This window comes from Clostridium intestinale DSM 6191, from assembly GCF_900130055.1.
GTDB classification, from domain to species: Bacteria; Bacillota; Clostridia; order Clostridiales; family Clostridiaceae; genus Clostridium_T; species Clostridium_T intestinale.
The window spans coordinates 326892-350469 of record NZ_FQXU01000007.1 but is presented as its reverse complement, the minus strand read 5'-3'; the positions used below and the strand labels follow the sequence as shown (position 1 = coordinate 350469).

The 23578-nt window shown below is 30.3% G+C and carries 25 protein-coding genes and 1 other annotated feature; of the genes, 14 read left to right on the top strand and 11 right to left on the bottom strand.

Annotated features, from left to right (window positions below; translation table 11 throughout):
* Window positions 1–57: 57 nt before the first annotated feature.
* The 6 genes from BUA92_RS12700 (at window position 58) to BUA92_RS12675 (ending at window position 6445) form a co-directional block, all read left to right on the top strand.
* Entirely contained in the window at window positions 58–1008 is a 951-nt protein-coding gene (locus BUA92_RS12700; RefSeq protein ID WP_073020034.1) for a hypothetical protein, read from the top strand.
* A gap of 127 nt (window positions 1009–1135) precedes the next feature.
* A complete protein-coding gene (locus BUA92_RS12695) occupies window positions 1136–1702 on the top strand; it encodes a hypothetical protein (protein WP_021801252.1) in 567 nt (188 codons plus the stop codon).
* 360 nt (window positions 1703–2062) lie between these two features.
* On the top strand, window positions 2063–2479 hold the full coding sequence (gene speD, locus BUA92_RS12690) for an adenosylmethionine decarboxylase (RefSeq protein WP_073020033.1): 417 nt from the start codon (window positions 2063–2065) through the stop codon (window positions 2477–2479).
* 17 nt (window positions 2480–2496) lie between these two features.
* Window positions 2497–3342, top strand: a complete 846-nt coding sequence (speE, locus tag BUA92_RS12685; protein ID WP_021801254.1) for a polyamine aminopropyltransferase — start codon at window positions 2497–2499, stop codon at window positions 3340–3342.
* A gap of 43 nt (window positions 3343–3385) precedes the next feature.
* Window positions 3386–3577: a binding site (T-box leader), on the top strand.
* 120 nt (window positions 3578–3697) lie between these two features.
* A complete protein-coding gene (leuA, locus tag BUA92_RS12680) occupies window positions 3698–5368 on the top strand; it encodes a 2-isopropylmalate synthase (RefSeq protein ID WP_073020032.1) in 1671 nt (556 codons plus the stop codon).
* Window positions 5369–5470: 102 nt separating this feature from the next.
* Complete coding sequence (locus tag BUA92_RS12675) at window positions 5471–6445, top strand: glycoside hydrolase family 73 protein (RefSeq protein ID WP_073020031.1); 975 nt, start codon at window positions 5471–5473, stop codon at window positions 6443–6445.
* 32 nt (window positions 6446–6477) lie between these two features.
* On the opposite strand, the gene BUA92_RS12670 is transcribed toward BUA92_RS12675, so the two are convergent.
* A complete protein-coding gene (locus tag BUA92_RS12670; protein ID WP_021801257.1) occupies window positions 6478–6750 on the bottom strand; it encodes an acylphosphatase in 273 nt (90 codons plus the stop codon).
* A 142-nt stretch (window positions 6751–6892) separates the two neighbouring features.
* On the opposite strand from BUA92_RS12670, the gene ndk reads away from it, so the two are divergent.
* A complete protein-coding gene (ndk, locus tag BUA92_RS12665) occupies window positions 6893–7291 on the top strand; it encodes a nucleoside-diphosphate kinase (protein ID WP_073020069.1) in 399 nt (132 codons plus the stop codon).
* Window positions 7292–7343: 52 nt separating this feature from the next.
* Here ndk and BUA92_RS12660 read toward each other — a convergent pair whose 3' ends face one another.
* The 4 genes from BUA92_RS12660 to BUA92_RS12645 are packed head-to-tail and all read right to left on the bottom strand — an operon-like array spanning window position 7344 to window position 11624.
* On the bottom strand, window positions 7344–9191 hold the full coding sequence (locus tag BUA92_RS12660) for an extracellular solute-binding protein (RefSeq protein WP_073020030.1): 1848 nt from the start codon (window positions 9189–9191) through the stop codon (window positions 7344–7346).
* Window positions 9191–10027 carry an ABC transporter permease gene (locus tag BUA92_RS12655; protein WP_073020029.1) on the bottom strand — a complete coding sequence of 279 codons (837 nt, stop codon included), beginning with the start codon at window positions 10025–10027 and terminating at the stop codon, window positions 9191–9193. The genes BUA92_RS12660 and BUA92_RS12655 overlap by 1 nt, the downstream gene beginning before the upstream one ends.
* A complete protein-coding gene (potA, locus tag BUA92_RS12650) occupies window positions 10020–11069 on the bottom strand; it encodes a spermidine/putrescine ABC transporter ATP-binding protein (protein ID WP_073020028.1) in 1050 nt (349 codons plus the stop codon). Before potA ends, BUA92_RS12655 begins: the two co-directional genes overlap by 8 nt.
* A gap of 15 nt (window positions 11070–11084) precedes the next feature.
* Window positions 11085–11624: a helix-turn-helix domain-containing protein gene (locus BUA92_RS12645; RefSeq protein WP_021801263.1), complete on the bottom strand. Its 540-nt coding sequence runs from the start codon at window positions 11622–11624 to the stop codon at window positions 11085–11087.
* A 214-nt stretch (window positions 11625–11838) separates the two neighbouring features.
* Between BUA92_RS12645 and BUA92_RS12640 the strand changes: the two genes are divergently transcribed.
* A complete protein-coding gene (locus BUA92_RS12640; protein WP_073020026.1) occupies window positions 11839–12915 on the top strand; it encodes a GNAT family N-acetyltransferase in 1077 nt (358 codons plus the stop codon).
* A 22-nt stretch (window positions 12916–12937) separates the two neighbouring features.
* Here BUA92_RS12640 and BUA92_RS12635 read toward each other — a convergent pair whose 3' ends face one another.
* Together BUA92_RS12635 and BUA92_RS12630 are read right to left on the bottom strand one after the other, a co-directional pair.
* The gene (locus BUA92_RS12635; RefSeq protein WP_073020025.1) at window positions 12938–13252 is read right to left on the bottom strand and encodes a DUF948 domain-containing protein; all 315 of its coding nucleotides are present in this window, start codon (window positions 13250–13252) and stop codon (window positions 12938–12940) included.
* Between the two features lies 1 nt (window position 13253).
* Window positions 13254–13643 carry a YtxH domain-containing protein gene (locus BUA92_RS12630; RefSeq protein WP_073020024.1) on the bottom strand — a complete coding sequence of 130 codons (390 nt, stop codon included), beginning with the start codon at window positions 13641–13643 and terminating at the stop codon, window positions 13254–13256.
* A gap of 221 nt (window positions 13644–13864) precedes the next feature.
* Between BUA92_RS12630 and BUA92_RS12625 the strand changes: the two genes are divergently transcribed.
* The 3 genes from BUA92_RS12625 (at window position 13865) to BUA92_RS12615 (ending at window position 15321) form a co-directional block, all read left to right on the top strand.
* On the top strand, window positions 13865–14257 hold the full coding sequence (locus BUA92_RS12625; protein ID WP_073020023.1) for a DUF2721 domain-containing protein: 393 nt from the start codon (window positions 13865–13867) through the stop codon (window positions 14255–14257).
* A gap of 38 nt (window positions 14258–14295) precedes the next feature.
* The gene (locus tag BUA92_RS12620; protein ID WP_073020022.1) at window positions 14296–14679 is read left to right on the top strand and encodes a hypothetical protein; all 384 of its coding nucleotides are present in this window, start codon (window positions 14296–14298) and stop codon (window positions 14677–14679) included.
* Between the two features lie 63 nt (window positions 14680–14742).
* Window positions 14743–15321: a hypothetical protein gene (locus BUA92_RS12615; protein WP_073020021.1), complete on the top strand. Its 579-nt coding sequence runs from the start codon at window positions 14743–14745 to the stop codon at window positions 15319–15321.
* 42 nt (window positions 15322–15363) lie between these two features.
* Here BUA92_RS12615 and BUA92_RS12610 read toward each other — a convergent pair whose 3' ends face one another.
* Window positions 15364–17793, bottom strand: a complete 2430-nt coding sequence (locus tag BUA92_RS12610) for a transglycosylase domain-containing protein (protein WP_073020020.1) — start codon at window positions 17791–17793, stop codon at window positions 15364–15366.
* A gap of 93 nt (window positions 17794–17886) precedes the next feature.
* Between BUA92_RS12610 and yunB the strand changes: the two genes are divergently transcribed.
* Window positions 17887–18525 carry a sporulation protein YunB gene (gene yunB / locus BUA92_RS12605; protein ID WP_073020019.1) on the top strand — a complete coding sequence of 213 codons (639 nt, stop codon included), beginning with the start codon at window positions 17887–17889 and terminating at the stop codon, window positions 18523–18525.
* A 104-nt stretch (window positions 18526–18629) separates the two neighbouring features.
* On the opposite strand, the gene BUA92_RS12600 is transcribed toward yunB, so the two are convergent.
* The 3 genes from BUA92_RS12600 to hpt all read right to left on the bottom strand — a co-directional run bounded on the left by BUA92_RS12600 (window position 18630) and on the right by hpt (window position 21272).
* Window positions 18630–19640, bottom strand: a complete 1011-nt coding sequence (locus tag BUA92_RS12600; protein ID WP_073020018.1) for a sugar ABC transporter substrate-binding protein — start codon at window positions 19638–19640, stop codon at window positions 18630–18632.
* A 10-nt stretch (window positions 19641–19650) separates the two neighbouring features.
* Complete coding sequence (locus BUA92_RS12595; RefSeq protein ID WP_073020017.1) at window positions 19651–20661, bottom strand: sugar ABC transporter substrate-binding protein; 1011 nt, start codon at window positions 20659–20661, stop codon at window positions 19651–19653.
* Window positions 20662–20750: 89 nt separating this feature from the next.
* A complete protein-coding gene (hpt, locus tag BUA92_RS12590) occupies window positions 20751–21272 on the bottom strand; it encodes a hypoxanthine phosphoribosyltransferase (protein ID WP_021801272.1) in 522 nt (173 codons plus the stop codon).
* Window positions 21273–21470: 198 nt separating this feature from the next.
* Here hpt and hflX point away from each other — a divergent pair, with 198 nt between their 5' ends.
* Both hflX and BUA92_RS12580 read left to right on the top strand, forming a co-directional pair.
* A complete protein-coding gene (gene hflX, locus BUA92_RS12585; protein WP_073020016.1) occupies window positions 21471–23258 on the top strand; it encodes a GTPase HflX in 1788 nt (595 codons plus the stop codon).
* Between the two features lie 66 nt (window positions 23259–23324).
* On the top strand, window positions 23325–23546 hold the full coding sequence (locus BUA92_RS12580; protein ID WP_073020015.1) for a hypothetical protein: 222 nt from the start codon (window positions 23325–23327) through the stop codon (window positions 23544–23546).
* Window positions 23547–23578 lie beyond the last annotated feature (32 nt).

Sequence of the window (23578 nt, the reverse complement as noted above, 5' to 3'; positions counted from 1 at the left end):
CAATAAAAGGGGGACTATATCAAGTTTCACTTGCTTCTAGGGATGGAGGAATGCTATATGGCTAGAGGTAAATTTCAGATATTAATTAATGAAGGAATTAGGCTTAAAAAAGAAAATAAATTTAAAGATGCTATAGATATGTTTACAAAAGCAAAAGAAGAAGCTTTAGAAAAGGATGAAGAACTAACTTGTTTAGTTTCTATGATAGATTGTTCAGTTAACTTAGAAGACTATGAATTAGCTGAAAAACTATGTTTAAAGGTACTTCTTAAGTTTGGTGAAATAGAAGATGCATACCTTAATCTAGCGTATATTAAGGAACAGCAGAGACAATATATAGATTCATATAGAAATCTACAAAATGCTTATATAATATCCAAAAAAGAAGTTTATAAGGAAAACTTAGATTCTAGGTGTTTAACTTGGGAAAAAGAGCTTTGGATGGAGTACAAGTACAATATAAGTAGTTTAGAATTTAAAAAAGCGTCAGAAAACTTAGAGGACTTATTTTGTTTAATTGCTATACAAGGGCAGGGAGAAATAACTAAGGAAGAAGCATATACTAAGTATATATCTTTATTAATTCAAACTAAGGAGTATTCTAGGCTCTATAATCTGAGAAACAGACTTAGATCATTAAGGATATCGGAAGAAGAGATAGAAGAGCTAATAGATGAAGAGTACTTTTTAAAAAAAATTAAAGCCTCACTTAATGATAAAAGCATATATTTTATGTTTATTGACTTTTTATTAATAAAGGAAAAGAAAAGCCTATATTATCTTGAAAAATTAAAATTATCAATGGAATTTTTAGATAAAGAATATTTCAAGTGTTTAGTGGAAAAATACTTACATAGAACAAAAGATGAAAAAATTAAAAATAAAGAAAAAGAATACAAAGTTGAGATGGAAATATACGACTTAGCCTATAATTATTTGTTAAATGATTATGAGGAATTAGCTAAGGCTATACAAGAGGAATTAAGTGAACTAAGAAAAGTTAAATAGTATAAATATAGTAATTATGCTATAATATTCTCAAAACAAAAATATGGAAGTGGCTATTTTAAATAGTCACTTTTATACTCTATCTTAGATATTTAGCGAGAGACTTAATAGTATAGGAAGTGATAATATGAATAATATAACAGTAAATGATGTGTTAGATCAGACACCACCTGGTGCCGCAGTACCTTTAGTGGTTAATTTTAATGGGAAAGATGTACCTTTTATATTTATAAAAGACTACAAAGATCTATTAGACTATATTAGCCAAGAGGTAGATATAAGAATAAAAACTGCCTATATTGAGAATAAAAAAGTTACCATACTTTTAATTTTAATTAAGATAGGGGAGGTTGAAGAAAGTATCTATGATATGTGGTTTGATTATGGAAATAAGGTTCAAAGAGATTTTCTTCAAAAACTTTTACATGAAGAAGAGATAGTTCTTGATGTAAGAGATGAAACTAACGAAAGGTTATGCTGTCTTAGTATTAACAACGAATTAGTTTTGCCTATTGAAGAATATGTTCATAGAGTTAATAAAATAAAATTAGTAAAAGGTGAAACTGATGGTAATGTGATTTTTCTTCAGAATGTTGAAAAATATAATTATTGGAATGAAGATGATGTAGCTGATCTTTTAGAAAATGTATTTATGGATTATGAAGATTTAGAAGAACTTTGGGATAATTTTTAATCAATATATATAGGAAATCATAAATAATAAAAGAAAATATGAGTAAATTAAGATTAGTTTAGTATAAAGTAAGCTGATCTTATTTTTTCGCCTAATTTTAGATTATATATTAACATTTAAAATATGATATAGTATTTATTGGTTAATATATATAAAACATCAAGTTTAGTAAAAGTAAACAAATGAAAAAAGTTTAATAAATTAAACTTGAAATTTAATATTAGTAAACAAAATATATATAAATATATATAAAAGTTTATATAAATAGTATTTAAGGAGGTTTTTATGTTATTCGCTGTGTTACTACAAAAATATTTATGTAACATATAGGACATATTAAATATTAATGGAGGGATTAAAATGAAACTAGAACAATTGGGAAGACACATTTTAGTTGAATATTATAATTGCGATAAGGACTTACTAAAGGATCATAAAATAATCGAAGAATATATGAGAGAGGCAGCTATACGATCAAAGGCTACGATAGTGACTAGTTGTTTTCACAGGTTTAATCCCTGGGGAGTTAGTGGTGCAGTAATAATACAAGAATCTCATTTAACAATTCATACATGGCCAGAATATGGTTATGCGTCTGTAGATTTATATACCTGTGGAGATACAATAAATCCATGGGATGCATTTGATTACTTAGAAGATGTACTAAAAGCAGAAAGAAGTGAATCTACAGAAATTGCTAGAGGAATGGTTGAGAAAATAAGAAATTATTCTAAGGTTCAAGATGAAGTTATAACTTTTAAACCTATGGATGTTTAGTAGTAGGAGGAACAAAGATGGAATTGTGGTATACAGAAAATCAAACTGAAAATGTTAAATTTTCAATGAAGGTAAAGGAACATATATTTACAGGACAAAGCGATTTTCAAAAAATCGATATTATAGATACTTATGAATTTGGAAGAGTTTTAGTTATTGATGGATGGACAATGGTTACTGAAAAGGATGAGTTTATTTATCATGAAATGATAACTCATGTTGCCTTAGGAGTTAATCCTAATATAAAAAGGGCTTTAGTAATAGGTGGAGGAGATGGAGGTACAGTTAGAGAACTTACATCTTTTAAAAATATTGAAGAAATTCACATGGTTGAAATAGATCCAGTTGTTGTTGAGGCATCTATAAAATACCTACCTTTTACTTCAAGTAAACTTTCTGATGAAAGAGTTAAAGTCTTTTATCAAGATGGATTAGAGTATGTTAAAGATAAGGAAGATTATTATGATATAATAATTGTAGACTCTACAGATCCTATAGGGCCTGGAGAAGGACTATTTACAGAGTCGTTCTATAAAGACTGCTTTAAGGCTTTAACAAAGGATGGAATTATGGTTAACCAATGTGAAAGTCCATATTATCCTAATAACGCTAGAGAAATGAAGAGATCATATAGTAAGATTAAAAATATCTTCCCTATATGTGAAGTTTATCAATATAACATGCCTACATATGCATCAGGACATTGGTTATTTGGATTTGCATCTAAAAAATATCATCCTTTAAAGGACTTTAAAGGGTTTGAATTTAAAGAAAAATTAAACTATACTAAATATTATAATGAGGATATTCATAGAGGTGCATTTGCTCTTCCTAATTACGTTAAAAATAATTTGGAAAAATAGGGTTGACATTTATATGGAATTAGTATAATATTTTACTAAAATATCAAAGGCGATGAATGAGAGTAGTAAGAAGAAGTGTTTTTTAGAGAGCAGTCGGTTGGTGTAAGTCTGCAGATGAATTTTCTGAACTCGCTCAAAGAGCTGTGAATTGAAATTAAGTAGATTCAACCGGTTAATAACCGTTATTTTAATTAAGTTATAAGTTTGGATGGTACCGCGCCCTTGCGCTCCAATATGGAGTGTTAGGGCGCTTTTTATGCTTTAGGAGTTTGTAAAAAGTTTGCATACATTTATGAAGTTAAAAAGAAGCTGAGAACTCTACCATCCAATTTCAAATAAAAAAGGGGGCAAAACTATGAAAAGAGAAGGATTTAAAAAGTATAAGCAGTATCAAAATGTAGAATTAAAAGAAAGAAAGTGGCCGAGTAATCTAATAACTAAAGCACCAATATGGTGTAGTGTAGATTTAAGAGATGGTAATCAAGCGCTTAGAAATCCTATGAGCTTAGAGAAAAAGATGGAGTTTTTTAATCTCCTTGTTGAAATGGGGTACAAGGAAATTGAAATAGGTTTTCCAGCAGCTTCGCAAATAGAATTTGATTTTACTAGACATCTTATAGAAAATAATTTAATACCAGAAGATGTTACTATACAAATATTAACTCAGGCAAGAAGAGAACTTATAGAAAAGTCCTTTGAAGCTCTTAAAGGAGCAAAAAAGGCAGTAGTACATTTATATAACTCTACATCAGTTGCACAAAGAAGAGTTGTGTTTAATAAATCTAAACAAGAAGTTATAGATTTAGCAGTAGATGGTACTAAAATTATAAAGGAACTAACAAGAGAATATCCAGAAACTAAATTTACCTTAGAATATTCTCCAGAAAGCTTTAGTGGAACAGAATTAGATTATGCATTAGGGATATGTGATGCAGTGGTTAAGGAATGGAAACCTACTATAGAAGATAAGGTAATTTTAAATCTTCCTACAACGGTAGAGATGTATACACCTAATATATACGCAGATCAAATAGAGTGGTTCTCAAATAATATAGAAAATAGAGAATGTATAATACTTAGTTCTCATCCTCATAACGATAGAGGAACAGCAGTTGCAACTGCAGAACTTGCTATGCTTGCTGGGATAGATCGTATAGAAGGAACTCTATTTGGTAATGGAGAGAGAACTGGAAATGTCGACTTAGTCACTTTAGGATTAAATCTATATACACAAGGGATAGATCCAGAGATAGATTTTGGTAAGATAGATAATATAGTAGATATATATGAAGATTGTACCGAGATGATTATCCCAGAAAGGCAACCTTATGCTGGGGAACTTGTGTACACTGCATATTCAGGTTCTCATCAAGATGCTATTAATAAAGGACTTGTTGATTACAAAGATGGCGGATACTGGGAGGTGCCATATCTACCTATAGATCCTAAAGATGTTGGCAGAAATTATGAAGCTTTAATTAGAATTAACGCTCAATCAGGAAAAGGTGGAATTGCCTTTATCATGCAAAACTATTATGGATTTACTATACCTAAATTCATGCAAAAGGATTTAAGTTTAGTTATTCAAAACATTGCAGATAAAAGTGCTAAAGAAGTTAATGCTGAAACTATATTAGAAGCCTTTAAAGATAACTATTTAAATATACCATCCCCACTAGTCTTAGAGAGCTTTGAAATCAGTAGTAAGGAGTTTTCAAGTCAAGACATATGTATAAAGGCTGAGATGAAAAATAATGGTGTGAAGGTTAATATAACAGGTTCAGGTAATGGGCCTATAGATGCCTTTGTTCATGCTTTAAATGGACTATTTGGAGGATGTAAGGTAACATCATATACTCAGCACTCTTTAGGAAGTGACTCAAATGCAGAATCAGTTGCATATATTGAAATAACAGATGACAAAAATGAAAGTTATTATGGAGTAGGTACAGATAGTAATATCATATTAGCTTCCATAAAAGGAATAATAAGTGCAGTAAATAAAAGGATAATAACGTTAAGTTAAGAATTTGTAACATATTTTTAATAAAAACACCAGAAATTTTCTGGTGTTTTTTATATTCAAACTAAAGGGATTTATGATATTATGTTAAAGTGAGGTGGTTTAATGAAAAAAGGAAGAGGGCTTAAAATTTTAGCTACACTTATGGTTTTAATGCTAATTGGGGCTTTAGGGTCAGTATATGCTCTTAAAAAGTACAACAGATATAAGTTAGAGCAAGCAAGACTTAAAAACATAGCAATAACTAAGGACATAATTAGATTGTATGTAGATGAAGCAGATAAAATGGGTGTAGAAAAGATTCAGTTAAATTGGAAAGAGCTTGCAGCAATTAGTGCTGTAAAAGCAAATAATTACATAGTAAACGTTGATGAAAATGAAATAAAAAACATAGCTGAAAGTTTTATAATAGAAAAACAGTCAGGTGGTAAAACATATTACGGCGCAAAAGATATGCTAGAGGTAGCGGCGGACTTAAAATTTGATGATAAACAAACATCAAGAGTAACATCATATTATGAACAATTAGATGACCTGGGACTATATTCAGAGAATTTAAAGAAAGACTCGCCTCAAAGAAAGTTTGTTGAAAGTGTTAAACCTTATGCAATAGAGGTTTATGAAAAGTATGGTATATTACCTTCTATAGTAGTTGCACAAGCTTTTTATGAAAGTCACTGGGGAGAATCAGTATTAAGCCAACAGGCAAAGAACTACTTTGGCATAAAGGCTGATACTAGTTGGAAGGGAAAAACCGTAACTATGGAAACCACAGAGTTTCATAATGAAAAAATAAAAGATAAATTTAGGTTATATGACACTGTATCAGAGTCTTTTGATGATTATGGTAACTTCTTAACTACTCATCCTAGATATAGACAGGCGGGGGTTTTTGAGGCAAAAGATTACGAAGCTATGGCAAAGGCTTTGGAAAAAGGCGGATACTCAACAGCACAAAATGCAAAAGGCGAAAAGGTATATGCAATAGATATATACTCTATCGTAAGGGCAAACGATCTTATGATATTAGATAGCACTGTATTAAAAAATAAATTTAATAAACAATTTGGGAATAGTTAAGGGTTCGAGTTGAACACTTAACTATTTTTTCATTAGTAGACTAGTTTAAAAGATTTTTCTTTATTTTCTAAAGGAACTTCCTTTGAACTTATGTCATCAACAGAAGAAAAGCCATTTCCTTTATAAAGTTCACTTATTAGTTTAAGAATATGCTCTTCGTCGCCTTGAGCAAAAATTTCAACATTTCCATTGGATTGATTTCTAACTGTTCCAGTTAAATTAAGGGTGTTGGCTTTAAGAAGTACAAAATATCTAAAACCAACTCCCTGAACTCTACCAGAAGCAATAATATGATATCTTTTCATAATTACCTCCAACCTTTAATAATAAAATTATATCAAAAAGTTTCATAAAAGGAAAAATAAAAGAGAAATATTTTAATATTTGAAATATACAGAATATTTGGTATAATATTAAGTAGACTGGAATATGGAGGAATTTATGACTATGATTGAGAAAAGTTTTGTTCTAATTAAACCTGATGCAGTTGAAAGAAATTTAATAGGAAAGATATTGGACTGTTATGAAAGTAATAATCTAAAAATAGTAGCTATGAAGCTTTTTAAAGTAGATAAAAGTTTAGCTGAAAAACACTATGAAGAACATAAAGAAAAAGTATTTTATGACAACCTTATAAAATATATAACAAGAAGTCCTTTATGTGCTGTGATTTTAGAAGGTGAAAATGCAGTAGAGGAAGTAAGAAGGATAAATGGAGCAACAGATCCAGAAAAGGCAGAAGAGGGAACCATAAGAAAGCTTTTTGCAGTTAATAAAACTGAAAACTCAGTACACTCATCTGATTCTAAATCTAGTGCTGAAAGGGAAATAGCACTTTGGTTTTAAGCTGTTTAATAACATATAAAAAACGGATTCTTTTAAGGAATCCGTTTTTGTTTTAATGACTTTTTATTTCAAGCCATGCATCATCATAAAGTTTTATCTTATCTCCTAAATCTATAAACACTTCACATTTGTCTAAGATATCTTCAGGAGGATATGCAGCTTCATCTTCTTGAGTTTCTTCATCTAGAAGCTCATAAGCAGCAGCATTAGGTGTAGAGTATCCAATATACTCAACGTTTTGTTTTGCATTTTCTGGGTCAAGTAAGAAGTTTATAAAGGCTTCAGCTTCTTCTTTGTGTTTTGAACCTTTAGGAATTACCATAGTATCAAACCACTTATTACTACCTTCCTCAGGAACCACATAAGCTAAGTCAGGGTTCTCTTCCATCATATAGATAGCATCTCCAGAATAAACTGTAGCTAAAGCAGCCTCTCCACCTATCATTCTATCCTTAACTTCATCAACCACATATGCTTTAACTAAAGGTTTTTGTTTTATTAACTCATCTTTAGCTTTAGTTATTTCTTGTGGATTAGTAGAATTTAAAGAATATCCTAATCTCTTAAGAGAAATAGCTAGAGTATCTCTTATAGAGTCAAACATCATTATTTCCTTAGTATATTTAGGATTCCAAAGAATGTTCCAAGAATCTACAGGGTCATCAACCATAGTTGTATTGTAGATTATACCAACAGTTCCCCACATATATGGTACAGAATATTCATTGTTAGGATCATATGAAAGTCCTTTATAATCTTCATCTATATATTCATAGTTAGGCAGATTGTCAAAGTTAAGTTTCTCAACCATATCTTCTTTAATCATTTTCTCTAACATGTAATCAGATGGTACAACTATGTCATAGTCTGAATTACCGCCCTTTAGTTTTTGATACATTATTTCGTTTGTATCATATTCTTCATAGTTTACCTTGATGCCTGTCTCTTGTTCAAACTTATCAAGTAAATCTCTATCTATGTAATCACCTACGTTAAATACATTTAGGGTTTTGGTAGTAGAGTTACTCTTTCCAACAAATACTAAAGTAGAAACAAGTACAACAATAGCAAGAGCAAAAGCTAAGGCTTTGTTGTTATTTTTGTTAGTTACTTTCTTAGTTTTCTTTTCAGAAGTTAACTCTTTCTTATTTACAAGAAGTAAAAGAGAAAGTACTGTAATAAACATCAAAGTTGAAAGTGCATTTATTTCTGGTTTAATTCCTCTTCTAGCCATTGAGAAAATCTCTATAGAAAGATTTGAAACTCCTGAACCAGTAGTAAAGAAGGAAATTACAAAGTCGTCTATACTCATGGTAAAAGCCATCAAGAAACCTGCTAAAATACCTGGTTGTATTTGAGGAATTATTATCTTTCTTAAAGTATAACTAGGTGTTGCACCTAAATCTAAAGCTGCATCTGTTATATTAACAGGCATCTGTTTAAGTTTAGGTAAAACAGATAATATTACATAGGGTATATTAAAGGTAATATGAGCTAAAAGCATTGTTTTATATCCAAAAGTAAGACTGAAGAAAACAAATAAACTCATCAAAGCTATACCTGTAACTATATCTGGGTTAAGAACAGGTAAGTAGTTTATGTTTAATAAAATGTTCTTAAGTTTACCTTTCATATTAAATATACCGATAGCTGCAATAGTACCTATTATAGTTGCTATAGTTGCTGATGATAAAGCTATAAGTATGGTGTTATATAAGGCTCTTAGAATCTTATCATTGTGTAGAAGCTCTATATACCACTTGAAGGTAAATCCTTGCCAAGATGCCATGGATTTAGAATCATTAAAGGAAAACACTAATAAAGCAAGTATAGGTGCATATAGAAATAAGAAAATTAAAAACATGTATACTTTTGAGCTTATACTTTCTAATCTTTTCATTATAAAATAGCACCGCCTTCCTTACTGTTGTCACCTTCATATCTAGATAGTATAGCCATAGATATAAGAATTATTATCATCATAAAGATTGAAATAGCAGATCCAAAATTCCAATCCCCTATATTTGTAAATTGCTGTTCTATAAGGTTACCAACTAACATGTATTGTCCACCACCTAGAAGGCTTGAAATTATAAAAGTTGATACAGCAGGCATAAATACCATTGTTATACCAGACATTACCCCTGGGATTGATAGTGGGAAAATAACCTTTTTAAATACGATTGATCTATCTGCACCTAAATCTGCAGCAGCATTTAATAAATCAGAATCAATCTTTATTAGTACTGTATAAATAGGAATAATCATAAAAGGTAAAAAGTTGTATATCATTCCTAAAATAACAGCAGTATCTGTATAAAGTATATCTATAGGACCTAAACCTATCTTCATTAAAAGAGTATTTATGATACCATTTTTACCTAAGATAGAAAGCCAAGAATAGGTTCTAAGTAAAAAGTTCATCCACATAGGAAGAATAATGAGCATTATAAGCATATTTCTACTACTAGCAGCTTTTTTAGATATTATATAAGCAATAGGATAGCCTAAAACTAAGCAAGCTAAAGTTGAGATTAAAGCTAAACTTAAACTTCTTCCAAAAACCTTTAGGTATTGAGTTGAAAATAGTTTTTGATAGTTCTCTAAGCTGAAAACATAAGAATCAGCTACTTTTACAGTGAAGCTGAAAAATAACACTATAAGTAGTGGAATAACTATAAATAGAATACTCCAAACTAGGTAAGGGTAAGCTGCAAGTCCTTTTCTTTTATTCATTTTCACTCACCTTTCTCATTATGTGAATATCTTCTGGGAATATATTCATTCCTAGAATATCTCCAACTGAAGCATTTTTAGTATTATGTATTATCCATCTTCTATCAGCTTCCATAAGTTCTATCTCATAATGAACACCTTTAAAAATTACTGAAGTTACAGTTCCAAATAACATTCCTTCTTCTTTGGAAGTTATCTTAATATCTTCAGGACGAATTACCACTTCAATTTCTTCATTTTCTAAGAAGCCCTTGTCCACACATTCGAAATCTTTATTGCAGAAGTTTACTTTAAAATCTTCTTTCATAATTCCAGGTAATATGTTACTTTCTCCTATAAATCTAGCTACAAAAGAGTTTGCAGGTTCGTTATAGATATCTTCGGGAGTTCCCATTTGTTGAATCTTACCGTTATTCATAACTATGATTTTATCAGACATAGTTAATGCTTCTTCTTGATCGTGAGTTACAAATATAAAGGTTATACCTAATTTTTGTTGAATCTTTTTAAGTTCAAGTTGCATTTCTTTTCTAAGTATTAAATCTAAAGCACCTAAAGGCTCATCTAGAAGCAAAACTTTAGGTTCGTTTACTAAAGCTCTAGCTATAGCAACTCTTTGTTGTTGACCACCTGATAAGGAGTCAATACTACGATTTTCAAACCCATCAAGAGAAACTAATTTAAGAATATTTTTAACTTTTTCATCTATTTCATCTTTGGAAAGCTTTTTTATTTTTAAACCAAAAGATACATTATCATATACATCCATGTGTGGGAATAATGCATACTTTTGGAACACAGTATTAAGAGCTCTCTTATATGGAGGAATATTATTAATAACTTTCTCTTCAAAAATAATGTCGCCTTTATCAGCTGATTCAAAACCTGCTAATATCTTTAAGGTTGTTGTTTTTCCACAACCACTAGGACCTAAAAGAGTCAAAAACTCATTTTTCTTTACACTAATACATAAGTCATCTAATACCTTATGCTCAACATAATTTTTTGATACATTTTTAATTTCAATAATGTTTTCTGACAAAACAAACACCTCTTTCTAAAATGATGGGGGAGTACTAATCCATATAACCTTTGCTGAAGTTTTACCAGGATTAGAAATAAAGTGATTTTCCCTAGGTTTAAAATAAAAGCTTTCGCCTTTTCTAACTTTGTATTTTCTGTCGCCTAAATGAAGAGTTATTATACCAGATAATACATATCCAAATTCCTCACCTTCATGAGGTTCTTCTTCTACATATCTTCCATCTGGATCAAGAGTTATCATAATAGGTTCCATTTCATTTTTTTGAGCATTAGGTATTAACCACATAAGGGAATACTTAAGCTCAGAGTCTTCTTTTTCAAACATATCATCTTTAGTGAAAGTAACTCTTTCTTGATTGTCTTCACTAAAAAACTCTGTAAGGTTAGTACCTAAGATTTCTAATATATCTATTAAAGTAGCTATAGATGGAGAAGTTAGATCATTTTCTAGTTGAGAAATAAATCCTTTAGAGAGTTCACACCTATTAGCTAATTCTTCTTGAGTTAATTGTTTCTCGATTCTTAATCGTCGTATTTTATCACCTATTTGCATATAAACACTCCTTTTAAGTTGTGAAATGTAAGTTTTACTAAACTGAAAGTTTAAGATTACTAAACAAACAAATATTATTATATAGTCAATAAATAAGTAAATCAAGATTTTTTTACCTCATAAGTTACAAATAACTATCAAAAATAAAATGCAATTGATAAAAAAGTTAAAATATGAGATATTATTAGTATCAAAGGAAATTATGGGTGATTATATGAAAAATAATTTATATAGGCGTGATGGGAAATTAATATACATTAAACAGCCGGAATTCAATGAATTAGAATATACCCAGAGATTGTGGAATGATGAAAAGACAATGGAGGATATAGGGGGCGTTTTTAATTTCCCTAAAGAAAAGTGGCAGCTATTTTATCAAAAAATGATTTATCCTTCTGATGGTAAGAACTTTTATTGCTTGATTTATAATATAGATAATGTACCTATTGGAGAAGTCAGTTTTCATGGATATGACTCTGCAACTAAGATAGCTAGGTTTAATATTAAAATAGAAGATAAATACAGAAGACAAGGATATGGAAAAGAAGCTATTAGATTGTTATTAGAGTATTATTTTTTAGAATTTGGTGGACAAATTATGATGGAAAAGGTATTAAATAGATATCCTGAAAGTATAGAGGATACCTTTGGTTTTGAAGTCATAAGGCAGCAAAAAGGAGAATTTACTTATAGAATTTCTAAAAGTTCTTTTTTAACTATATCTAAAAGCGAAAAGAAAAATGTATGTTGTGTAGTTTATGATGGTGTAGATTTTATGGAAATTGCATCAACCTTTGAACTATTTAATCTCTTAAATAAAGTAGCTGATAAAGAAATATTTGATTTATATACAGTAGGAGAGCGGACTGTTAAAGCCTCAAATGGAGTAGATATAATTCCAAGAAGAGGTATAGAAAATGAACTTTCTTCCGACATACTTATAATACCAGGGGGAAGCAGCTTCAATAATGTATTAAATGATTCAAAACTTTGCAATTTCGTAAAAAATGAGTACAAGTCTTCGGATTTTATAATTGCTACTGGAGAGGGAATCTTACTATTAGCTCAATGCGGATTAATTAAGGATCACACTATTGCAGCTCCTAATTTTATAGTTGATAAAGTTCAAGTATTATCGCCTTCAACTACTATAAGTGGAAAAAACTTTGTAGATAATGGGAGAATAGTTACAGCTAGAGGTGGGAAGAGCTCAATGGAAGGAACTTTTAAAATTATTAATGCTATAGTAGGAGAAGAGTTAACAGAAAAGTTATTAGAATATATAGAATAAAAAAAGCGACATAGTCGCTTTTTTATTTTTTAAATGTAGTTAAAACTATTGACAAGATGTCTTTAAAAATAACCATATTATTTATAAGGCTATCTTTAGCAACAATAACATCAGCAGTAACGTCAGTTGCTGCATCACTTATATCTTTAACATTGCCAGTTATATCAGCAATATTAGTTGTTGTTTTATTTATGTTTTCCTTATTAGAAGTTAGGGTAGAGTTAATATTGTCTAATAAACTTGATAGTTTTTTAAAAGTTAGGGCTAAGTAACCTAAGGTTATAACAAGAGCTATTCCTATAATGCCCCAAAATATATATCTTATATCAACGTACATCTTATTCCTCCAAGTTATCAGCTATTTCTTCAACTGCTTCTTTAACTTCTTCAATCTCCTTATTAACTGCAACAGAATTTTTCTTAGATTCTAGGTATGAAGCAATTTTTTCTTTAGCTTCTTTTACATTAGAAATAGTTTCTTCTTTTTTATCTTTAGCTAAAGTAATTGTATCATTTACAGTGTTTTTTATATTTTCATTAGTTTTTTTATAAGCATCCTTAATGTCTTCTCTTGTTTCTTTACCAGACTTAGGAGCTAAAAGTAATCCGCCTAGAACTCCAAGAGCTATACCAGCAGTAGCACCTACACTAATTTTTTTTGCTGATTCTATCTTTTTTCTCTTTAATTGTTCTCTTTTCTTTTTTTCTACTAAATCTCTTAATCCCATGTTTAGTACCTCCATTTTCTGAATTTATAGAATAATTATACTACATAGTACAAAAATGGACAAGTTAAATATGGATAGAGAAGAAGTTATATGTTTAATTAGTAAAAATAAGTGAATATTTGAAATAAATTTGTAGAAGTATTATTATAATATTACAATGTTATAATGTTGGAACATTACAATATTATAATATTATAACATTTTAAAATAGGAGAAGAGTAATGAAGTTTGAATTAACCACACCTGCCTTATTATTTACAGCTATTTCATTGTTAATATCTGCATATACAACAAGATTTTTAAATTTAGCTCAGTTATTAAGAAGTTTAGATATTCAGTATAGAAAAGAAAAGGAGCCTAGATTTTTAAAGCAGATTAGAAATTTAAATAAAAGAATACAAATTATAAGATATACTCAAATTGCTGCTGCAATAAGTTTCTTTTTATGCGTATTATCAATGTTTAGCATATTTTTAGATAGATATTTACTGGGAGAAATAACCTTTGGAGTGTCCCTTATAGCTTTGCTTATTTCTTTAGGATTATCTATTTATGAAGTGCAGATATCTGTTAAAGCAATAAGTGTACAAATTGAAGATTTAGAAGATTGTTAATCTAGAGCTTAACTTATGATAAAGAATAGGAGAAAAATATGAAGTTAAAGGTAAATAAAAATAAAAGAGGTCTCCTGTTTTTAGAATTGTATATAAAAGAAGAGGAAAAAGATACCTTCATAAAGAGGCTTATTTTGGAGGGGAAGAAAAAAGATAAAAATAAATATCTACTTCCTCTCAAATACTTATATCCCTTGTTCAAAAATTCTAAAAATAGTGATGTAGAACTTGAAATGTCTTCAATTAAAGAATTTTTAGAGTTTAGTGATGAATATGAGGAAAATTATTATTATAAAGAGAAAGCTGATGCAATTTATATGAGGCTTTGGAGAGAAAATAATTGTCCATACATATATAAATATACCCTTGATTCAAGCAATAATCAGATTTCTAAGCAAATTTGTTTTCAAAAGTTAACTTAAAATATTCAACATTATTCGACTGGAAGAATATACTAAAATAGGAAGTTAAAAGGGGGTAATTGTATGATACACTCAGGTACTAAGTTATCTCCACCATGGGTAACTCAAAGAAACAAAATTGCTTGCACCATTGGATTAGACCCTCAAGTGGAAGTTGGAGAACTTGAGGAAAGGTCTTGCGAGAAATATGTTGTTAGGATTTTAGTTAATGATAATAAAAAAGCTAAAGCTATTGCAAATATGCTTGTTCCAGAGTATGTATACGGTGAAAGTAGATTAAAAATAAAGGTTTATGCACCTTGTGAGATACGGGTATATCCTCGTATTCATAAATTAAATGGGGAAGAGCTGTCAAAGCTTTTAACAGATGCATTAGGCGGAAACCCATTATATAGGGGATTTGTAATTACAGATGGTATAATTCCAAATGTGGTAGCAGAAACTGTTGGGCAAGTAGTAGGCATTATAAAAAAGGAGATAGTACAGTTTTTTAATGATGATATAACTGATTTATGCGGTAATTATAATGAGGTTGCGTCAAAAGTTTTTAATAGCATAATAAGAAGAGATTATAACCCTGCTACATTATCTTTTACAACAGAAGATAGGGAATGTTTGATTGGACTTAGTTCAAGAAAATAAACAAGGAGACTGAATTTTAATCAGTCTCCTTGTTTATTATTTTTAATGAGTTGCAGGTTTTGTTGGATCGGTATTAGATGGTGTATCATTTTTTTCTGTATCATCATCTTTTTTGTCATTGTCTTTTTTAGGATCATCTTTTTTGTCATCAGATGGTTTGTAATCATCAAGTTCTGTAGGAGGAGCGTATTTAGCATCTGGACCTGTAGCTCCTTTAATAAATACTCTTTCCTCAATTAAGTTTGCAGGAGTACTTGCAGTTGCAAGCTTTCCATTAAGTTTATTAACTTTAGCAATAACATAAGAATCATCAGTTTCTGTAGGCTCAGAGCCATCTATAACCCAGTCATTAACAACCTTACTTCCTCTAGGATCACGAGCTGTGCCTTCGCTTGGCAGTTTCCCAGATAAAGAAGATAGAGGCATTTTATGAATTCCTGAAGGTTGAGGTATATCCTTAACTTCTAAACCTTCATGGGCCTTAGCCATTATCTTTCCCCATAAGCCAGCAACATAACCACTGCCTGCACCTAAAGCTTCAGGTTTATCATAACCTACCCATACAGCTCCAGATAGATATGGAGTTAAACCAGCAAACCATAAGTCTTTACTGCTTGAAGTAGTACCTGTTTTACCTTGTACTGGCATAGCACCAAATTTAGCCTTACTTGAAGAGTAGTTTTCAACTGGTTCTTTAAGTAAATCATAAGTTATATATGCTGCTTGAGCAGAAAGTATTGTTTTAGTTTTTGGAGTTTTAGTTAATATGGTTTTCCCTGTAGCATCTACAACCTTAGTGTAAAGAGCGCCTTCTGTATAAATACCACTATTACCAAAAGTCCCATAAGCTTGAGCTAATATAAATGGATTACCACCATCTGGATTTTTGGGGTCACTATCAAATTCACCTAGAGCAACTGCAGCAATGTTTTTAGAGGCGTCCGCATAAGTAAGTCCAAATTGTTCACCATAAGCTATTCCATTTTTTAAACCTATTTTATCTTCGACCTGTACTGCAACAACGTTTTTAGATTCTCTTAAAGCCACTCTTATAGGAATAATACCACTATATTGATTAGGTGAGTTTTTTGGGTTATAAGGTTCTCCGTTACCTTTATATTTGTTTTGGAATTCTGTAGGTAGAGGAGCATCATTAAAGCCTGTAGCTGGATTAACCATTTTTAAATCTATAGCTGGGGCGTATACCGTTAAAGGTTTCGTAGATGAACCAATAGGTTTTAATATGCTGTAAGCTCTGTTTAAAGAATTAGCATCCTGTTCACCACGTCCTCCTATCATAGCTTTAACTTGACCACTTCTATAGTCCATAATTACAGCAGAAGCTTGAAGAGTATAAACTCCCTTATCATTTTTTTCAGCTGATCTACCGAAATCTCTTAAATTAGCTTCATTGTCCAAAACACTTTGAGCATGATCTTGAAGAGATCTATCCATGGTAGTGTATATTTTTAAACCACCATTTACTAACATCTTTGATATTTCAGCATCACTTAGTTTTAATTGTTCTTTTAAGTCTTTTTTAACTTGAGAAATGGCTGGATTAACAAACCATTCGTAGTTTAATTTATAAGATATCTTTTGAGTTTTAAATTCGTAAGCATCTCTTTTCTTTTCATCTAGAGTACTAATAGCTTGGTTATATTCTTCCTCTGATATTTTACCTAGATCCTTCATTTTTGATAAAACGGTTTTAGTTCTATTTATGAAAGGAGTAGGGTCAGTTTGCATTTTTTCTGTATATGCGCTGTAGTAAGATGGAGCTTGAGTAATTCCAGCTATATAAGCACTTTGTATTAAATTAAGATCTTTAGCTGGTTTTCCGAAGTAGTACATTGAAGCAGCTTCAACTCCGTATAACTTACCACCTAAAGGAATAGTATTAAGGTATGCTTCTAAGATTTGATCTTTTTGAAGTATCTTTTCTAACTTAGTAGCAAGGTACATTTCTGTTAATTTTCTTTCCATAGTAACATCGTTAGTTAAGATAGTATTTTTTAAAAGCTGCTGGGTTAAAGTGGATGCACCATGCAGACCAGATTTTCCAGTTAGCTTATTTTTAACATCAGTAAAAGCAGCCCCTGCAATTCTTCTTAAATCTATACCTATATGGTCATAAAATCTCTCATCTTCTATAGACACATAGGCATTTTTCAAATAATCAGACATATTATTAAGTGAGACCACGTAACGCTCTTCTTCGGTGTGTACAGTATCGATTAGCTGTTCATTGCTATCATATATGGCAGAAGGTTCACTTAAACTTAAAACTGAATTAACGTCTAGTTCTGGAGCACTTTTAATTATTGCATAAACATATCCACAGGCGACTATAATTCCAGTCAATATAATAAATCCAATAGATAACGCAATGGTTTTAAATACTTTTCGGGATTTCTTTTTTTTCTTGGATTTATTTTTAGGTTTTTTATTTTCTTTATTGTTATTGTTCATTCTTTCCTCCTAAAACACATGAAAATGAATTAATCATCATTTAGTAATCATTATAACATAAAAAATGTTAATAATAAAATTGAGAGGTTGCATATGAAATATTATACTAAAAAAACATCAACTAATAAACGAATATTAGTATTTTTATCTATAATTATTAGCTTGTTAATATTATTTATATACATGTTAGATAAAATAATATTGTCAACCCTCATGGTTGTAGCAGATGGAGAGATGAGAACAAGGGCTATTGAAGTCATAGATCGAAACATTTTAGACTTATATGATAAAGAATTTAATTATGATGATATTATGAAAATAGAAAAGGATGGGCAAGGAAATATTACCATGATTAGAGCGGATACTATAAAATTAAACTCTTTAGCAGCTAAGGTTTCTTTAGAGTCTCAAAATAAGTTAAGAGAGATGGGTGCTGTTGGGATAAAGATACCTATAGGATATATAAGTAAAAATGTTATATTATCTAATTTAGGACCATCAGTTAAAGTTAGAATGTTGCCTATAGGAAGTGTAAAGACAAATTATATATCTGAGTTTGAGTCAGCTGGAATTAACCAAACGCGGCATAAGATTTACCTTGAGGTTGAAACTTCAATAAAAGTTATAATTGCAACAAAAAGTGATGAAGTTCAGATAAAAAACACCATACCAGTTGCGGAAACTATAATAGTTGGAAAAGTTCCTACTACTAATTTGGACTTTGGAAAATAAAATTAAGGTTGAAGATATACATATGTTTATCTTCAACCTTAATAAATTCATATTGAACTTTAATATAAAAGTTTTCTGGTAACTCTATAAACATTTATATCACCTCAGTTTTGCAAAGAATAAATATCGTGTAGAGTAATATAACCGGTATTTAGAAGAACCTCTTGTATATTATTTCTATCAACAATTACTGGTGTTAAAAGCAATGAAGGAACAATTTTCTTACCGTTATTTGTTTCAGAAAATGCGTTTAACGGTTTATTTTCAACTAGATTTATTGCAGCATCAATGGCTACCTCAGCCTCTTTTCTAAAATCTGTGAATATAGTCATAGATTGAGTACCTTCAAGTATTCTTCTAATTGCAGCAGGTTCTGCATCTATTCCAGTTACAAGAACTTTTCCGGCAATGCCCTGTTCTTCTAGTGCTTTTATAGAACCTCCCGCAACAACATCATTAGGAGCTAATATTGCATCAATATTGTTATCATTTGTAATGAGAGATTTTTTCACTATATCGTAAGCTACATTAGGATTCCAATCCTTAACAGATTCTTCAGTAACTATTTTTATTTTACCAATAGAATTTAAAGGTTCTATATACAGCATGGCTCCTTCTTTATATAATTTAGAATTAGTATCGTTAGGATCTCCAGATAATATGATGTAATTTCCAATAGGAGCTCTTTGAGTAAGGTAACGCCCTTGTAATTCACCCATATTTACTCCGTTAAAGGATACAAAGAAATCAACGTCGCTATTAGGGATAAGTCTATCGTAATTAACAACCTTTATATTTGATTCCTTGGCTTTATCAACTATAATAGAAGCCTCTTTAGAGTTTATAGGAGCTAATATCAAAACATCTATATTTTGTTTTATTAAATCCTCTACTTGGGTCAATTGTTCAGAATTAGTGCTTGCTCTTTCTGAAAACTTTAATACTGCATTTTTTCTTCTTGCATAGTCTTTAAGGAAAGTGCTATCCATTGGCCATCTTTTCTCGCCACCACCTAAAGGCAGGGATATACCTATAATTGTCTCTTTTCTATTTATTAATAAATTCTTATCATATTGAACCTTCATATAAAAATTTTCTGGTAAGTTTATAAACATTCATATCACCTCAGTTTTGTAAGGAATAAATATCATGTAGAGTAATATACCCACTGTTTAGAAGAACCTCTTGTATATTGTTTCTATCAACAGTTACGGGGGCTAATAATAGTGAAGGAACTTCCTTTTTTCCATTATTTATTTCTATATATATGTTTAATGGAAGGTTGTTAGCTAAGTTTATTGCAATATCAATTGCAGCTTCTGCCTCTTTTCTGAAGTCAGTAAAGATAGTCATAGATTGTGTTCCATCAAGAATTCTTTTAAGAGCCGATGGTTCTCCATCTAGTCCAGTAACAAGAACCTTTCCAGCAAGATTTTGTTCCTTGAGTGCTTTTATTGATGCACCTGCAAAAGCATCATTTGGAGATAATATTGCCACAATATTATTGTTGTTTGCTACAAGGGATTTTTTCACAACATCATAAGCTAAGTTGGGATTCCAATCTTTAATAAATTCATCAGTAACTATTTTTATTCTCCTAATAGCTTCTAAAGGCTTAATATAAATCATAGCTCCATCTTTATATAATATTGAGTTAGAATCAGTCAGATCACCAGCAAGTACAATGTAATTGCCAGTAGGTGCTCTTTGAGTTAGATATCTACCTTGTAGTTCCCCTATATTAAGTGAATTAAATGCTACAAAAAAGTCAATATCGCTATTAAAAATAAATCTATCATAAGCAACAACAGGGATATTATACTCTTTAACTTTATCAATTATTATTGAAGCTTCATCTGAATTTACTGGAGCAATTATTAACACATCTATTCCTTGTGTTATAAGTTTTTCAACTTCTGCTAACTGGTCCGAGGTAGTTATAGTAAGCTCAGAAAATTTTAATAAGGCATTTCTTCTTCTTGCATAATCTTTAAGAAAGTTACTGTCAGATGGCCATCTCTCTTCACCACCACCTAAAGGCAGGGATATACCTATAATTGTCTCTTTTCTATTAAAAACTAAGTTTTCATCATATTTAACTTGAACATTAAACGACTCTGGCATGGATATAAACATTAGATCACCTAAAAAAATAATATATATTTATAATATTCATATAAATAGAAAAGGTATCACAAACTAAGTTTGTGATACCTAAATATGTATTATTCCCAGTTAAATACGTAAGGAACATTTCTATAGTAATTGCCATAATCTAATCCGAAGCCAACTACAAAAACATCTTCAATTTCAAAACATCTATAGTCAGGGTTTATATCAACCTTTCTTCTTGAAGGTTTATCTAATAAAACACAAGATTTTACTGATTTTGCTCCTAATGATTTAACATGGTTAACTATAAACTCCATTGTGTATCCTGTATCTACTATATCATCAACTATTAAAACATCATATCCTTCAATGTTATCAGGAATATCGTTAATAACCTTTACTTTACCTGTAGATTCTTCTGCGTGACCATAGCTTGATGTAGTCATAAAACCAACTTTAGTTTTAACATCTAAAGCTCTCACTAAATCAGCTGAAAATATAAAGCTTCCTCTCAAAAGTGATAGAACATATAGATTTTTATCTTTATATTCTTCTGAAAGCTCTTTTCCTAATTCCTTAATTCTTACGGAAATTTGTTCCTCCGAAATAAGTATATTTCTTTTTTTATCTTCCATGGTATCCTCCAACAATTAATATAGAATATTTAAAAATACTAAAATCATAATATCCATATTAACAATTTTTTTGCTATATTTCAACACCTACTATAATTTCATTCAAAATAGACAAACTAATATAGTTTACATCTACTATTATATAGTTTAAAATTACATTGAAAGTTTTAGTAATTCAAGAAAATGAGGTGAAATTTTATGATTTATGGGAATATTGAAGGAATTAAAAACTCTTACTTAAAAGAGTTAGAAGAAATATATAAATTAAAGGTTTTAAAGTATGAATATTGCTCTATGGAAATAATTGATACAATCTCAAGATTGACATCATTAGTTGAAAGAGAAATATCTGTAGGAATAGATAGAAGGGGAAACATAGTTTCAGTTGCAGTAGGTGATTCAAACTCGGTAGAACTTCCTATTATAGATATAAGTGAGAAGAAGTTAGCAGGAGTTAGAATAGTTCATACTCATCCTAATGGAAACTCGCACTTGTCTGCACTTGATGTAACTGCACTTTTAAAACTTAAACTAGATGCACTAGTTGCAGTTGGTGTAGTTGATGGTACTCCTAAAGAGGTATCTATAGGTTTTTGTGCAGTAGAGAATGATATTTTAATTGTTGAAACCATGTTAGGGTTAAACTTAAACGAAAGTTTTAACTTTAATATAGGAGAGAAAATTCAGAACTTAGAAACTGCTCTAAAGAGAAGTAATGTTGAAGAAGACTTAGCAGAAAGAGCTATACTTGTTGGTACAGATACAGAAGAAAGTTTAGATGAACTTGGTGAACTTGCTAAAGCTTGTGATATAACTGTCTTGAACAAGGTATTTCAAAATAGAGCAAAGATAGATGCAGCTTTGTTTATAGGAAGTGGAAAAGTTTCAGAGATTGCGAGTCTTAAACAAACTTTAAGAGCAAACTTGATAATCTTTGATGAAGAACTATCTGGTTCTCAAGTTAGAAACTTAGAAGAAGCTATAGGAACTAAAGTTATAGATAGAACTACTTTAATACTTGAGATATTTGCAAGAAGAGCTAAAACTAGAGAAGCAAGAATTCAAGTAGAACTTGCACAACTTAAGTATAGAGCATCTAGACTATCAGGACTTGGAACCATACTATCTAGAACTGGTGGTGGAATAGGTACTAGGGGACCTGGAGAAAAGAAACTTGAAACTGATAGAAGACATATAAAAGAAAGAATTTATGACTTAGGTGATGAACTTAAAAAGATTAAGAAAAATAGAGAAGTTCAAAGAGAAAGAAGAGGAAAACAAAGTATACCTCAAGTTTCTCTAGTTGGTTATACTAATGCAGGGAAGTCAACACTTAGAAACACTTTGTGTGACATGGTATCAATAGGTGAAGGAAATAAAAAAGAAAAAGTATTTGAAGCTAATATGTTGTTTGCAACTTTAGATACTACAACTAGAGCTATAAACCTACTTGATAACAGACTAATAACTTTAACTGACACAGTTGGGTTTGTAAGAAAGCTTCCTCATGAACTAGTTGAAGCTTTTAAGTCAACTTTAGAAGAAGTTATCTACTCTGATATGTTACTTCATGTAGTTGATGCAGCTTCAGATACAGCTAGAGAACAGATTAAAGCAGTTGAAGAAGTTTTAGCTGAACTTGGTGCAAGAGATAAAGATGGTTTCTTGGTACTAAACAAGATAGACTTAGCAAGTGAAGAAGCTCTTTCTGAACTAAGAGATGAGTTCTCAAACTATGAAATCATTGAGATATCTGCAAAACAAAAGATAAACTTAGATAAACTTCTATTAAAGATTGGGGATAAACTACCTAACAAACTCAAACTTGCAGAGTTTATCATACCTTACGACCAAGGTGGTATAGTTTCATATCTTCACAACAACAGCAATGTACTTGAAGAAGATTATAAAGAAGAAGGAACTTACATCAAAGCAGAAGTAGATGATGAAGCTTACAACAAGTATAGCGAGCTTATCTTAAAATAATTAAATTATCCTTCCTGTATAAATGGTTTAAATTAGAATAAACTATGATGCAGGAGGGATTTTTTTATGGAGAAAATATGTCCTATATGTAACAAGATAATAAGTAGTACAATAAAGTGTGGCAAGTGTGGCGGCTTAATGAATGATATCGGCAGAGAGCAGGAATATAGAGATCCCTATGGAAATAAGCAAGAGATAGAGTATATAAACTCTTGTTGTGTACACATATTTCACTGTGATAATTGTGGAGAAGAAGCAGAAAAAAGTATACAAGATTTGTACATATGATATATAATAATCTTAAAATATTGGGGTGAGTT